The organism is Arthrobacter sp. LAR12-1-1.1 (assembly GCF_040676555.1).
Classification (GTDB): domain Bacteria; phylum Actinomycetota; class Actinomycetes; order Actinomycetales; family Micrococcaceae; genus Arthrobacter.
Window position 1 is genome coordinate 222080 of the sequence record NZ_JBEGIG010000056.1, and the last position, 13650, is coordinate 235729.

A 13650-nucleotide genomic window follows, 5' to 3' on the forward strand; every position below is an offset into this window, starting at 1 on the left:
GATTTCGGCCTTGCCGGATGGATTTCGGCCAGCAGGGCCGGATACTGCTTCACCATGCACGATCCGAGAAATGAGGAACGGCGGGCTGAGTTTCAGGGGGCAGAACAATTCTGCTGATTCCTGCGTCAGACCGAAAGCAGGTGGCACCGGAAAATATCGCGCAGTGAAAGATGAGAGAGGCTACGTGGCCAACATCGCGGTCTTACAACGGTTACAAATTTACCGCCTGCGTATTTACCGCCGGTGCACTTCCACTTTAGCACCTTCGACGTCCACGGCCAGCTTCATCACACGCCAGCCCACTTCCGGCGTGTTGCCCGCAGTGTGGGCGCCGATGAAGTCCACCACCTCACGGGCTTCCGCTTCCCCGTTGGCCAGGACCAGCACGGTGGGTCCGGCGCCGGATACGACGGCGGCGTGCCCTGCCCGGCGCAGCGCGCTAATCAGCTCCGCGCTGGGCCGCATGGCCTGGGCGCGGTAGCTCTGGTGCAGGTAGTCCTCGGTGCCGGGCAGCAGGAACTGCGGGTTGGCGGTCAGGGCATGGATCAGCAGGGCGGCGCGGCCGGAGTTCATGGCCGCGGCATGGTGGCCCACCGACGCCGGCAAGAGTGCCCGGGCGGCCTCGGTGGAAAGCTCGTAGTCCGGCACGGCGACAACGGGAATCACCGAGGCGGCCACGGACGCACACGTGCTGCTGTACTGGTCACTGTCCTGCCATGACAGCGCCAGTCCGCCGAAAATCGCGGGTGCCACGTTGTCCGGGTGGCCTTCCATTTCGCTTGTGAGCTGCAGGATCCAATCCCGGCCCCGCCGGGAGGCCTCCGGAACCAGGGCATTCGCGGCGCTGACGGCTGCCACCACGGCCGACGCCGAGGAACCCAGGCCCCGCCCGTGCGGGTTGACGTTGTCCGCCGTGATTCGCAGGCCTTCGTGCCGGAATCCGAGGCGGTGCAGTGCCTCGGTGAGGGCCTTGACCACGAGGTGCGTCGCATCGCGGGGCAGGGACTCGGCGCCCTCGCCACTGAGCTCGAATTCAAGTTCACCGCTGGCCAGGGTTTCCACGGTGAGCGTGTCATGCAGCGTGAGGGCCAGGCCGAGGCTGTCGTAGCCGGGGCCCAGGTTGGCGCTCGTGGCCGGCACGCGCACGGTGACCAGCTGGCCCGCCGGTACGGCCGGGGAGCCGGCAGCTGATTCGGCCGGGACGGTGAGGGTTGTTTCCAACGTTATCTTTCTTCCAGTCCCAGTGCTGCGGCGACGGTGACGACGTCGTTGGAGACCTTGACCGGCTGCACGTCGCTGCCGTCCTCGGTGCGCAGGGCCCACTGCGGGTCCTTGAGGCCGTGACCGGTCACCGTGATCACGATCGTCTTGCCGGTCGGCACTTCCCCGGCTGCGTGCTTCTTGATCAGTCCGGCGACCCCGGCAGCGGAGCCGGGCTCCACGAAGACGCCTTCCCGGGCGGAGAGCCAGCGGTGCGCGGACAGGATTTCCTCGTCCGTGACGGCCTCGATCACGCCGCCGGATTCATCCCGGGCCGCCACGGCGGTGTCCCAGGAGGCCGGGTTGCCGATCCGGATGGCGGTGGCAATGGTGTCGGGCTCGGTGATGGGGTGGCCGGCCACGAAGGGCGCCGCCCCTGCGGCCTGGAAGCCCCACATGACAGGGGTCTTGGTGGAAACGGCAGGCAGCGGCCCGGCAGTAGGCGACTCAAAGGCCGCGGCGTACTCCTTGTAGCCCTTCCAGTACGCGCTGATGTTGCCGGCGTTGCCCACCGGAAGCACGTGGAAATCGGGGGCGTCGCCGAGCGAATCCACCACCTCGAAGGCACCGGTCTTCTGGCCTTCGATCCGGGCCGGGTTGACGGAGTTGACCAGGAAGACCGGGTAGGACTCGCCGAGCTTGCGGGCGATGTCGAGGCAGTCATCGAAGTTGCCGTCCACCTGCAGCAGCGTGGCCCCGTGCGCGACTGCCTGGCTGAGCTTGCCCATGGAGATCTTGCCCTCGGGGACCAGCACCGCACACTGCAGCCCGGCCGCCGTCGCGTAGGCCGCGGCGGACGCAGAGGTGTTGCCGGTGGAGGCGCAGACCACGGCCTTGGCGCCGGCGGCCACCGCTGCCGTCATGGCCATGGTCATGCCGCGGTCCTTGAAGGAACCGGTCGGGTTCATGCCTTCGACCTTGAGGTAGACGGTGCTGCCGGTCAGCTCGGAGAGGTGGCGGGCGTGCACGAGCGGGGTGCCGCCCTCGCCCAGGCTAATGACCTTGGTGGCTTCCGTGACAGGAAGACGATCAGCGTATTCGCGGATGACACCGCGCCATTGGTGAGCCACTTAGACTCCTTCTACCCGGAGTACGGATGTGACGGAATTGATGACGTCCAGGCGCCTGACGGCCTCGACGGTTGCTGCAAGTGCGGCTTCGCGTGCACGGTGTGTCACGATCCGCAGCTCGGCCGACTCCACGTTGGAGTCGGCGTCGCGGTGGATGGTCTGCCGCATGATTTCAATGGACACGCCGTGCTCCGCGAAGAGCTGCGCGATCCGGGCCAGGACGCCGGGTTGGTCCGCGACGTCGAGTCCGATGTAGTAGCTCGTGACGGCTGCGTCGATGGGCAGCGGGGGCACGTACCCCGTGGTGGTTTCGGTCCGGCCGGGACCGCCCAGGACAATGCGGCGGGCCGCGGAGACGAGGTCGCCCAGCACGGCGGACGCCGTCGGGGTGCCGCCGGCGCCCTGGCCGTAGAACATGAGCTCGCCGGCGTTCTCGGCTTCGATGAAGACGGCGTTGAACGCACCGCGGACGGCGGCGAGGGGGTGTTCGCGGGGCAGCAGCGTGGGGTGGACGCGGACCGAGACGCCGGTTTTGCCGTCCTCGTCATCCAGTTTCTCGGCAATCGCGAGCAGCTTGATGACAAAGCCGGCCTCCTTGGCGGCAGCGATGTCCGCCGCGGTGACCGACGTGATGCCCTCGCACGAGACGTCTTCCAGCGCGAACCGCGTGTGGAAGGACAGCGAGGCCAGGATCGCGGCCTTGGCCGCGGCGTCGTAGCCTTCGATGTCGGCCGTGGGATCGGCTTCCGCGTAGCCCAGGCGCTGGGCCTCGGCCAGCGCATCGGCGAACTGCGCGCCGGTGGAGTCCATCTGGTCGAGGATGAAGTTGGTGGTGCCGTTGACAATCCCGAGCACCCGGGTGATCCGGTCGCCGGACAGGCTGTCACGGATGGACCGCAGGATGGGGATGGCGCCGGCCACGGCTGCCTCGTAGGAGAGCTGCACACCGGCCTTGTCCGCTTCCTCGTACAGCGTGGGACCGTCCTGGGCCAGGAGCGCCTTGTTGCCGCTGACAACACAGGCACCGTGCCGCATGGCGGTCAGGATCAGGGTCCGGGCCGGCTCAATCCCGCCCATGAGCTCGATGACGACGTCGGCGTCCTTGACGAGGACTTCGGCGTCAGTCGTGAACAGCTCGTGCGGCAGCTCGACGTCGCGCTCGGCATCGAGGTTGCGCACCGCGATGCCCTGCAGTTCCAGGCGGGCTCCCGTGCGCGCGGCGAGGGCGTCGGCGTCGTCAATGAGAATCCGCGCAACCTGGGCCCCAACGTTGCCACAGCCCAGCAGGGCCACTTTCAGGGTTCGCAATTCAGTCATTCAGAGACTCCCATGTCGCGGTTGAGCAAATCTTCTTCGGTTTCCCCGCGGACAATGAGCCGGGCAGATCCGTCGCTGACAGCGATAACGCCCGGCCGGGCCAGATAGTTGTAGTTGCTTGACAGGGCCCAGCAGTAGGCGCCGGTACCCGGTACAGCAAGCAGATCACCGGCTGCCACGTCCTCGGGCAGATATACATCTCTAACAACTATGTCGCCGCTCTCGCAATGTTTGCCCACTACTCGGGACAGCTGCGGCGCCGCATCGGAACTCCGCGAGGCGAGAATTGCCGAATAATCCGCGTCGTACAGCACCGGCCGGGGGTTGTCGCTCATCCCGCCGTCCACCGACACATACCGGCGGGGGTACGTAACGTCCTCGCCGGCATTCTGGCCGGCCGCCGCGCCAACGCTGGCCCCGGAGGACGGGGAATCCACGCGGACGGTCTTGAGCGTGCCGACCTCATACAGCGTGAAGGTGGTGCTTCCGACGATCGCGCGGCCCGGTTCGATCGAGATCCGGGGGGCGGCAATGCCCAGCGCAGCGCACTTGGAACGGACGACGGCGGCCATCGCCTGCGCGATTTCGGCGGCCGGGCGCGGGGTGTCCACGGGGGTGTAGGCGATGCCGTAGCCGCCGCCGAGGTCGAGTTCGGGCAGCACGATGGAGTACTTCGACTGCATCGCTGCCAGGAAGTCCAGGAGCCTCTCCGCGGCGAGGGCGAAGCCGTCCGGTTCGAAGATCTGGGAGCCGATGTGGCAGTGCAGACCCAGCAACTCGATGCTTGCGTGCCCAGTCGCCGCGGCCACGGCTTCCTCTGCGGCGGACAGTCCGGCCCGGTCAGTCGAGTCCCCGGCCATGGAGAGGCCGAACTTCTGGTCCTCGTGGGCGGTGGCGATGAATTCGTGGGTGTGGGCGTGCACTCCGGGAGTCAGCCGCAGCATGACCTTGGCGGTGTCACCCCGGTTGGCGGCGATCGCCGCGACGCGTTCGAGCTCATCGAGGCTGTCCACCACGATCCGGCCCAGCTGCATGTCCAGGGCCCGGTGGATTTCGCCGTCGGACTTGTTGTTCCCGTGCAGGGCGACGTCGGCGCCGGGGATGCCGGCGCGGAAAGCCACGGCGAGTTCGCCGCCGGACGCCGTGTCCAGGCGCAGCCCCTCTTCCTCGACCCACCGGACCACGGACGTGCACAGGAAGGACTTGCCGGCATAGTAGACGTCCACTCCCCCGCAGATATCGGCGAAGGCATCGTTGAATGCGTCGCTGAACGCCCGGGCCCGGGCCCGGAAGTCGGTCTCGCTCAGCACGAACAGCGGCGTACCGTACTGGCGCTGCAGCTCGCTGACCGTCAGCCCCTCGATGGCGAGCTCGCCGTCCTCGTTCCGCGTGACACCGCCCGCCCACAGTGGTTCGTGGAGGGCGTTGAGGTCGGCGGGGACCTCGAGCCAGCCCGGCGCGAGCGGTGAGCCTGCACTTCCGGTGTTGCGTGCGTCAGGCTGTCCTGTGTTTGCGGGCTGTCCTGATTTCGAGGGCATGGCGGTTACATCCGTTCCGGCGCCGAGACGCCCAGCAGTTCCAGTCCGTTGGCCAGCACCTGGCTGGTGGCGTCGTTGAGCCACAGCCTGGTGCGGTTGGTGTCCGTAATGGGTTCCTCGCCCTGGGGTGCCACGCGGCAGGCGTCGTACCAGCGGTGGTAGGCGCCGGCGATGACTTCGAGGTGGCGTGCCACGCGGTGGGGCTCGCGCAACTCGGCGGCCTTCGCCACGATCGAGGGATAGCTGCCCAGGTGCGAGAGCAGCTCGTTTTCGGTGGGATGGTCCAGCAGGGCGGCATTGAAGCTGTCTTTGCCGTTCACACGGCGGTCCACGCCTGCGGCCACGGCATTGCGGGCGGCACCGCGGGAGCGGGCGTGCGCGTACTGGACGTAGAACACCGGGTTTTCGTTGCTGTGCTTCTTCAGCAGGTCCGGGTCCAGCGTCAGCGGCGAATCGGCGGGGAACCGGGCGAGCGAGTACCGGACCGCGTCCTTGCCGAGCCAGGAGATGAGGTCCTTGAGCTCGATGATGTTGCCGGCGCGCTTGGACAGCTTGGCGCCGTTGACGGAAACCAGCTGGCCAATCAGGACCTCGATGTTGACCTCGGGGTCATCGCCCGCGGCGGCCGCGATGGCCTTGAGCCGGTTGATGTAGCCGTGGTGGTCGGCGCCGAGGAGGTAGATCTTCTCGGTGTAGCCGCGGTCCTTCTTGGACAAGTAGTAGGCGGCGTCGGCGGCGAAGTACGTGGGCTCACCGTTTGCGCGGACCATCACGCGGTCCTTGTCGTCGCCGAAGTCGGTGGTGCGCAGCCAGACCGCGCCGCCGTCGTCGAAGACGTGGCCCTGTTCGCGCAGGCGGGCGACGGCGTCTTCTATCGCGCCGGCGTCGTGGAGCTCCTGCTCCGAGAAGTAGACATCAAAGTCGACGCCAAACTCGGCCAGCGTCTGCTTGATGTCGTGCATCTGCGCCTTGTACGCGGCGCCCCGAATCACCGGCAGGGCCGCCACTTCGGTGAGTTCGCGGATGTCCGGGTGCTCGGTGAGCACCTCGTGGCCGAGGTCCGCGATGTACTGGCCCGGGTAGCCGCCCTGGGGCACGTCCCGGCCGTGCAGCCTGGCGAACACGGAGTTCGCGAACACGTTCATCTGGGAGCCGGCGTCGTTGATGTAGTACTCGGCCGTGACGTCGGCACCTGAGGCCCGCAGGACGCGGGCGATCGCGTCGCCGAGGGCGGCCCAGCGGGTGTGGCCGATGTGCAGCGGGCCGGTGGGGTTGGCCGAGACGAACTCCATGTTGACCACGTGCCCGGCGAGCGCTGTATTGGTGCCATAGGCGGTGCCTGCCTCGACGATCGCCTTGGCCAGGGTGCCGGCGGCAGCAGCGTCCACGGTGATGTTCAGGAAGCCGGGGCCGGCGATGTCAACCGCGGACACGCCGTCGATCGTTTTGAGCCGGGCGCTGAGGACGGACGCGAACTCCCGCGGGTTGGTGCCCGCCGTCTTGGCCAGCTGGAGGGCGACGTTGGTGGCCCAGTCCCCGTGGTCCCTGTTCTTCGGGCGCTCCACACGCACCTCATCCGGGATGTCGGCTGCAGAAAGGGCTATGTCACCGGCCGCTACAGCGTCCTTCAGGCAGGCGGATATGGCGAGGGAGAGTTCTTCTGGGGTCACACTTCTAGCCTACCGGTGGGCCCGTGGTGTGGCGGAATCTGGGGCCCGGCATGACGGTTGGGGTAGGGCTCCGGGAAAACCCAAGGTCTTCAATGCCTCGCACCGAGGGTGAACCGTTACCCTGAAATCAACGTCTTCAACCCTGTCAGTGCCTCCACCTTGTTCGCTGTCCGATCCCCGCAAAGAATCGAGTCCCGCATGAATACCGCCTTCCGCAAAAGCGTCCTCGTCGGCATTGCCGGCCTCTCCGTGGCCGGAACTGCGGCTGGCTGCGCCCCGGCTGCGCAGGCGCCGGCCGCACAGGGCGCGCCCCCGGCGTCCGAATCCGCTGCCGGCACCGGCTCCTACAAGGACGGCACGTACAGTGCCGACGGCAACTACACCTCCCCCAACGGCACTGAGACCGTCGGCGTGGAACTCACGCTGGCCAGCGGAGCCGTGTCCGACGTGAAGATCACGCCGCACCCGTCGAATCCGAACACCCGCAAATTCCAGGGCGAGTTCGCGAGCGGCATCCAGGCCCAGGTGGTGGGCAAGAAGCTTGACGAGATCAAGGTTTCCAAAGTGGCCGGATCCTCGCTGACCAGCGGCGGCTTCAACCGGGCCGTGGCGGATATCAAGACACAGGCCCAGGCCCAGTAGGCCGGACGTGCCGCATCCGGGCTGGTCGCACTTCAGCTTTGACGGGATCGGGACCCGCTGGGAGATTTCCACGCCCTCCCGGCTCTCCGGAAAACACCGCCGCGGGCTGCTCGCCACGGTGGAGAGGTACGACGCCGCGTGGTCCCGATTCCGGCCCGACTCCCTCATTGCTGACGCCGCCCGAACACCTGGCCGCATTGAGCTGCCCGCCGAATCAGCCGCCCTGGCCGAACTGTATGGCACGCTGTACCGGCTCACCGGGGGTGCAATGACCCCGCTCATCGGCGGCAGCCTCGAGCGCCTGGGCTACGACGCCGACTACAGCCTGCGCCCGGGCGGTGCTCCGCTTCCCGCGCCGCGCTGGGAGGATGTGCTGGACTGGCAGGGCCCCGCGCTGACAACCACGGCCCCGGTTGTGATCGACGTCGGCGCGGCCGGAAAGGGGCAGCTGGCCGACCTGCTCTCCGCCGAACTCCGGGACGATGGCTTGGCCGAGCACTTCATCGATGCCAGCGGAGACCTGCTGAATCCGGGGCCGGATCCGGTGATGGTTGCCCTCGAGCATCCCTACGATCCAACCCAGGCAATCGGCACCGTCCAGCTCGAGGCCGGCGCCCTCTGCGCTTCCGCCGCCAACCGGCGGGCCTGGGGCGACGGGTTCCATCACGTGCTCGATGGCTTAACGGGAGCGCCGGTGCGGACTGTCGTCGCCAGCTGGGCCATGGCCGGGACCGCGATGGTGGCCGATGCGCTCGCCACCGCTTTGTTCTTTGTCGACGGTCCGAGGCTGGAGCAGGAGTTCGATTTCGCCTGGCTCACCGCCTACTCGGACGGGCACGCGGAATTTTCATCCGATTTTGAAGGGGCCCTGTTTTCATGACTGCCATCACCACCACTGCCCTCGGCTCGAGGCTGGACACCGCTTTGGGCCGGCTCACGATGTACCGGCTGGTGCTCTGGGTCCTGGCCGTCCTGGCCGGCTACAGTCTGCTGCTCAACGTGCTGGGCTGGCTGACGTTCGGGTTGCCGGAAATGCTGGCCCACCTTGTCCTGTGCCTCGGCTTGACCTACGCCTCCAACCAGGGCATCGCCGCACTGTTCCACGTGCGGCCGCACACGGAATCCTCGCTCATCACCGGGTTGCTGCTGTACTTCCTTTTCTGGCCCAGCCAGCTGACACAGGGGCTCCAGCTGGCTGAGCTCGCCGGCGTCGCCCTGGCCTGTGTCCTGGCCTCGGCCTCGAAGTATGCGCTGGCTTGGCGCGGACGGCACATCTTCAATCCCGCGGCGGCCGGCGCATTCCTCGCCGGGCTGACCGGGCTCAATATTGCCACCTGGTGGGCGGCGACGCCGGCAATGCTCTGGCTTGTGCTGCCGGGGGTGCTGCTGGTGCTGTACCGGACCCGGAAGTTTGCCATGGCTGCCGTCTTCACCGTGGTCGCCGTGTCCATCGTGGCCGCGGACCTGCTCCGGGCCGGGATGGAGCTTCCCGAGGCCCTGTGGCAACCGATCGCGCAGCGCCCGGTGCTGTTCTTCGTCGGGTTCATGCTCACCGAACCGCTCACCTTGCCCCCGCGGCGCTGGCAGCAACTGGCGCTGGCCGCCGTCGTCGGGGTGCTGTTCGCGGTCCCCTACAACCTGGGCTTTGTGGCCAACTCCCCCGAGCTGGCGCTGCTGGTGGGCAACGTGCTCGCCTTCGCCGTTGGACAGCGCGGCGGGGTCCGGCTGCGGTTCGTCGCCAGCCGTCCGCTGACGCCCACGACGACGGAATTCAGCTTCCGCCCGGAGCGCCCGGTGCGCTTCATTCCCGGCCAGTCCCTGGAGCTGCACCTGCCTCCAGACACGGCCGGCGGCAACCGCATCCGCAAAGGTGATGCCAAGGGTGATGGGAAGGGAATCCGGCGCGTGTTCAGCCTGACCAGCGCGCCCGGCGCATCCCTGCTGACGATCGGGGTGGGGACGGCGGAGCCGGTGTCGTCAGCCAAGCGCTCGCTGCTGGCCCTTGAACCGGGCGACGGGCTCACCGCGACCACGATAAACGGCGACTTCGTCCTGCCCCGGGACCCGGCCGCCCCCGTGCTGCTCATCGCGGCCGGAATCGGCATCACCCCCTATATGGCCCAACTGGCTGCGGCGTCAGCCGGGGCCCCGTCCGGGAAATCAGCCGGGAGCCCCACCGGGGACCGCGACGTTGTCCTGCTGTACCTGGCCAAGAGTGCCGCCGAGCTGGGCTACGCCGAGGAGCTGCAGCGCTCCGGGGCGCGCATCCTGGCCCGGCTTGCCGACGGTTCGGTGCCGCCGGCCAACATGGAGGATGCAGGCGCCAGGAGGATTGACGCGGCGGCCCTCAAGGAGCTGGTCCCCGACATCGGGGGCCGGGATGTCTTCGTCTCCGGCTCGCCCGCCAGCGTGCGTTCGCTGCGGGCCGCGGCACGTGGCGCGGGCGCACGCCGGGTCCATGTGGATTTCTTCGCCGGCTACTGAGCGGACCGGCCAATTCGCGGGATTTATCACGCATTTGAAGCCTACTTAAGACGCGTTTGGTTCCACCAGACTCCACAAATGTGTGCCGATTTTCCGTTGAGGGCCACCTTCCTGCTAAGCTCTAGGACGTCCCGCCGGTAACGGCAGGAACCCTGGATGCCCTCGTAGCTCAGGGGATAGAGCGTCTGCCTCCGGAGCAGAAGGTCGTAGGTTCGAATCCTATCGAGGGCACAAAAGAAAACCCCGTCATTTCACGGAAGTGGCGGGGTTTTTGCTGATCAGCTTGACATGACGGATGATTCATGCCCCCCGATTCCCACCGCTTCCCCGGCTAGGTGTTACTTTTATGTCACCTCCGGACTGTTGCGTGGCCCAACGCCAGCGGAGAACCACAACTTGTGCCCGAATGTCCAGACTCCCCGGGCCAATCTGGATCGCCGGGCACGAAGGGAGCGAGTCGCGACACCGCGGATCATCAGCAGTGAGATTCCCATTCCGCGGCATCGTCTGCAGGCGGCGCCTGCTGGAGCTTGAGGGACCCCCAGCAACGATGTGCGAGGAAGACACGGCGGCACCGCGTGTTTCCGTTCAGCCGCCGCCAGGAAACTGAGTCCGGCACCCGTCAAAGGGCGTATGTCCGTCAACCGGGGTAGCCCCCACATGCCGCGGAATGTTTGTCGCGATCGCAATCGCCGGCCTGTCCCTTGCCGTCGCCACCGCCTCCGCCGTTCTGGACCGTAAGAGAGTTCTGGGTCTGATGCGACTGATGGGGATGCCGGTTTCCGTCCTGCGCCGCATCATCACCCGTGAAGCAGCAGTCCCGCTCCTGACCGTGCTGCTGCTCTCAGTCGGCCTCGGATTCCTCGTGGCCTGGCTGATGGTTACCTTCATTGACGACACCTACCAGATGACCTGGCCGGCCCCCGATTACTTCACGGCTCTGGGCCTCAGCCTGCTCCTGGCCCTCGGAGCGGTCACCGCGACATTCGGTCTCATCCGGGGCAATACCCCAATGACGGCTACACGCTTCGAATGAAACCGCAGTCCCCACGAACGCCGGCCATGGGAATGCCAGCGACCTTCTCGGAAACGAAGGATTTCAAGAACACCTTAAATCGAGAATGGCGGCGCTTGCGGCCAGGGACCCGAAGGCCGCGCAGTTCGGCGGGAAACCGCCATTGCAATGAGAAGCCCCGCCCCGCCGGGCGGTTCTCATAAATAGTTCTCGGAACTGTACGGTCGAGCCAGGAGTCCGCATCGAGTTTTGAGAAGAGAAACCCATATGGCTGCACACCGTATCGGCTACGCCAGAGTGTCCACGCGCGACCAGAACCTTGATCTGCAGTTGGCTGCCTTAAAAGGTGCAGGATGTGACCGCATCTTTGAGGACACAATGAGCGGTACCAAGGCCGGCCGCCCAGGTCTCGCCAAAGCGCTGGAAGCACTCCGTGAGGGAGATACTCTCATCGTGTGGAAGCTGGACCGTCTTGGCCGCAGCGTGAAGGGCCTCCTGGATTTCGCCGGAGGCCTGAACGAGCGCGGCATTGGCTTTGTCAGCCTCACCGATTCGATCGACACTACCACCGCCTCGGGCCGCTTCTTCTTCAACGTGATGGCCTCCCTGGCGCAGATGGAACGCGAGCTCATGGTCGAACGCACCCAGGCAGGCCTACAGGCAGCGCGCGAACAGGGCCGGGTCGGCGGACGCAAACGTGTAATGACTGAAGCCAAGATCCGCTCAGCTCGGAAGCTCCTCAGCCAGGGAACGCCGCCAAAGGAAGTTGCCGCCAGCCTCGGGGTCTCGGTGCCCACACTGTACCGCTGGGTCCCGGCGACGAACCCTGAAGCAGTTGCAGTCCCGTAGCTCGACCTTTGGTGCAGACGACTGTTGAAAAAATGCATGACGGTGCACGGACCTCTGGCATCCCGATGTCAACAGTCCTCGCCCCGTCCTGTCCCATGAACTGGTGCAGACGACTCCTGAAAATGACAACGGTCGAATATGGCACAGTGCGAGGAGACTACCTGGAACATGATGACAGCCAGATCGCCGTCATCGCGGGCGCCATCCTCAAAGACGAGCACATCGACCTCGAGTTCGGCTTCCTCCACCCTGCTGCAGAACGTCCCTTCCAGCTGATCAGATTCGAGCTTCTGCCGGGCGGGATCTCAATCACATGCGCCAGTAGCCAGTCCGCGTATGGCAGCGGCGTTATGAAGCTTTGATAATGACATCGTCGACATAGCTGTCGCCCACCTGCCGGGGGTGCTCCGCCCCCAGCTGCACCCGGGTCAGCGTCGTGAACCCTGTGCTGACCTGGTGGCTGGAGTAGAGGAGGCTGGCGTCGAACCAGACCTCAACGGTGGAGGCGGCACCGTTGGCCACCACGCGCATCACCACCTTGTGCCAGGAGCCGAGCTGTACCGCCAGTCCAAGGTTGGTGTATCCGTAAGTGCCCGAAGGGGACGCTACGCGCAGCCACAGTTGGCCGTTGCCGTTGTCGCGGAAAACATCGGCCACACGGATGCCACCATTGAAGAACCGGAAATACGGGACGTTGTTTCCTACGTTGCCCGCCGTCTTGATATTGAACCAGCCGTCGGCGTAGGCGCCCGAGGAGCCCGCCGGCAGGGTTGCTGACATCTTGGCCACCGAGCCTGAGTCATCCGTGACGTGCAGGAAGGCCGCGCAGCCCCCTGAATGGTGCTGGTCGGAAGTGACAGAGGCCGTCCCGGTCCCCGACGTGCTGGCAATAAACCCCTCCAGCGTTCGGGATTCGAAACTGGTTGCCACCACGGGTACGCCCGGGTACTGGTTGGAAGGTGGCGGCGTGCCGGGCTGGCAGACCGGGGCCGGGGCCTTCTTGTTCTTGTTGTTTTTGTTCTTGTTGTCGTTTTTGTTCTTGTTGCTGTTGTTGCTGCTGTTATTGCTATTGTTGCTGCTGTTGATCGCTGTGGCGGCTGTTGCGGCCATCGGGGCGGCGAACATCAGTGCGATTGCTGTGGCCAACGCGAGCAGGGTTTTCTTCATGGTCTCTCCCCGGAAAATGTGTCACCGGTGTTTATTGGGGCTGTGAAGCCAGGCGCGGTGAGACTGGCCGCTTCAGGCGCCGGATCTTTCCGGCGCCTGAATCATAGGACACGGTTGCTCTCTCTGTCACGAGTAGCGGGTACTCGCTCCCTCGGTACTTATGGCCTTATTCAGATCCGATCTTCGGGAGGAAGGCCAAGCATCAGCTGCATTAGCCCGACTTTGTGCCCGCTCCGGGGACACCTAAACGCAGCACGAACCGCCATTTTGAACTGTGAATTAACCGCCAAACGAAGTTAACAGTCACACCCGGGGACAGCAGCACCACGGCTGGCCGTCATGTTGGCACTCAACAAACGATCGTTTTTGAGAATGCGTCGAAAGCCCAGTTCTCGCCGTCCCCGGGTGTCACTGTGCGTCGCGCGTTCGGGCACTGCTGGCAAACCATGCCCTTTGCCCGATCGGCCACTGGGCCGCTTGGGAGATTTCGGACAGCGGATTAGTGGTTTTATCTACGCTGCCGCGGGCGGCTGCTGGTAACTGTAGTGGACCTCGTTGGGGTAGCGGTAATCCAGGGCGGAGTGCCGGCGCCGGCTGTTGTAGAAGCCCTCGATGTAGCGGATGACATCCCGCCTGGC

At 65.9% G+C, this 13650-nt stretch carries 12 protein-coding genes, 1 tRNA gene and 1 pseudogene; 7 read left to right on the plus strand and 7 right to left on the minus strand.

From position 1 onward, the window contains the following. Positions 1-234: 234 nt before the first annotated feature. Genes thrB through argS form a run of 5 tightly spaced genes read right to left on the minus strand, consistent with a single transcriptional unit; the run spans position 235 to position 6855 of the window. The gene (gene thrB / locus MRBLAR12_RS20965; RefSeq protein WP_229995588.1) at positions 235-1221 is read right to left on the minus strand and encodes a homoserine kinase; all 987 of its coding nucleotides are present in this window, start codon (positions 1219-1221) and stop codon (positions 235-237) included. 2 nt (positions 1222-1223) lie between these two features. Next, positions 1224-2330: a threonine synthase gene (gene thrC / locus MRBLAR12_RS20970; RefSeq protein ID WP_229995589.1), complete on the minus strand. Its 1107-nt coding sequence runs from the start codon at positions 2328-2330 to the stop codon at positions 1224-1226. Continuing rightward, positions 2331-3647 carry a homoserine dehydrogenase gene (locus MRBLAR12_RS20975; protein ID WP_229995590.1) on the minus strand — a complete coding sequence of 439 codons (1317 nt, stop codon included), beginning with the start codon at positions 3645-3647 and terminating at the stop codon, positions 2331-2333. Beyond that, complete coding sequence (gene lysA / locus MRBLAR12_RS20980) at positions 3644-5185, minus strand: diaminopimelate decarboxylase (RefSeq protein WP_229995591.1); 1542 nt, start codon at positions 5183-5185, stop codon at positions 3644-3646. Before lysA ends, MRBLAR12_RS20975 begins: the two co-directional genes overlap by 4 nt. 5 nt (positions 5186-5190) lie before the next feature. Next, entirely contained in the window at positions 5191-6855 is a 1665-nt protein-coding gene (gene argS, locus MRBLAR12_RS20985; protein ID WP_229995592.1) for an arginine--tRNA ligase, read from the minus strand. A 198-nt stretch (positions 6856-7053) separates the two neighbouring features. On the opposite strand from argS, the gene MRBLAR12_RS20990 reads away from it, so the two are divergent. The 7 genes from MRBLAR12_RS20990 to MRBLAR12_RS21020 all read left to right on the plus strand — a co-directional run bounded on the left by MRBLAR12_RS20990 (position 7054) and on the right by MRBLAR12_RS21020 (position 12207). Beyond that, positions 7054-7497: an FMN-binding protein gene (locus MRBLAR12_RS20990; protein WP_229995593.1), complete on the plus strand. Its 444-nt coding sequence runs from the start codon at positions 7054-7056 to the stop codon at positions 7495-7497. 7 nt (positions 7498-7504) lie between these two features. After that, entirely contained in the window at positions 7505-8377 is an 873-nt protein-coding gene (locus tag MRBLAR12_RS20995; protein ID WP_229995594.1) for an FAD:protein FMN transferase, read from the plus strand. Further along, a complete protein-coding gene (locus MRBLAR12_RS21000) occupies positions 8374-9981 on the plus strand; it encodes an FAD-dependent oxidoreductase (RefSeq protein ID WP_229995595.1) in 1608 nt (535 codons plus the stop codon). Before MRBLAR12_RS20995 ends, MRBLAR12_RS21000 begins: the two co-directional genes overlap by 4 nt. Positions 9982-10139: 158 nt before the next feature. Beyond that, a tRNA-Arg gene (locus MRBLAR12_RS21005) sits at positions 10140-10212 on the plus strand. A gap of 439 nt (positions 10213-10651) precedes the next feature. Further along, the gene (locus MRBLAR12_RS21010; RefSeq protein WP_229995596.1) at positions 10652-11017 is read left to right on the plus strand and encodes an FtsX-like permease family protein; all 366 of its coding nucleotides are present in this window, start codon (positions 10652-10654) and stop codon (positions 11015-11017) included. Between the two features lie 246 nt (positions 11018-11263). Further along, positions 11264-11845, plus strand: coding sequence for a recombinase family protein (locus tag MRBLAR12_RS21015; protein ID WP_229995597.1), 582 nt, complete (start codon positions 11264-11266; stop codon positions 11843-11845). A gap of 122 nt (positions 11846-11967) precedes the next feature. Further along, entirely contained in the window at positions 11968-12207 is a 240-nt protein-coding gene (locus MRBLAR12_RS21020) for a hypothetical protein (RefSeq protein ID WP_229995598.1), read from the plus strand. Here MRBLAR12_RS21020 and MRBLAR12_RS21025 read toward each other — a convergent pair. Both MRBLAR12_RS21025 and MRBLAR12_RS21030 read right to left on the minus strand, forming a co-directional pair. Further along, entirely contained in the window at positions 12194-13012 is an 819-nt protein-coding gene (locus MRBLAR12_RS21025) for a hypothetical protein (RefSeq protein WP_229995599.1), read from the minus strand. The genes MRBLAR12_RS21020 and MRBLAR12_RS21025 overlap by 14 nt on opposite strands. Positions 13013-13524: 512 nt before the next feature. Next, a pseudogene (locus MRBLAR12_RS21030) lies at positions 13525-13650 on the minus strand (IS3 family transposase); the annotation flags it as partial.

Bases quoted from the DNA above. Each gene is read 5' to 3' on its own strand.
- MRBLAR12_RS21025 (WP_229995599.1), bottom strand. From the start codon at position 13,012: ATGAAGAAAACCCTGCTCGCGTTGGCCACAGCAATCGCACTGATGTTC.
- MRBLAR12_RS20975 (WP_229995590.1), bottom strand. From the start codon at position 3,647: ATGACTGAATTGCGAACCCTGAAAGTGGCCCTGCTGGGCTGTGGCAAC.
- MRBLAR12_RS20990 (WP_229995593.1), top strand. From the start codon at position 7,054: ATGAATACCGCCTTCCGCAAAAGCGTCCTCGTCGGCATTGCCGGCCTC.
- MRBLAR12_RS21000 (WP_229995595.1), top strand. From the start codon at position 8,374: ATGACTGCCATCACCACCACTGCCCTCGGCTCGAGGCTGGACACCGCT.
- MRBLAR12_RS21010 (WP_229995596.1), top strand. From the start codon at position 10,652: ATGTTTGTCGCGATCGCAATCGCCGGCCTGTCCCTTGCCGTCGCCACC.
- MRBLAR12_RS21020 (WP_229995598.1), top strand. From the start codon at position 11,968: ATGACAACGGTCGAATATGGCACAGTGCGAGGAGACTACCTGGAACAT.
- MRBLAR12_RS21015 (WP_229995597.1), top strand. From the start codon at position 11,264: ATGGCTGCACACCGTATCGGCTACGCCAGAGTGTCCACGCGCGACCAG.
- lysA (WP_229995591.1), bottom strand. From the start codon at position 5,185: ATGCCCTCGAAATCAGGACAGCCCGCAAACACAGGACAGCCTGACGCA.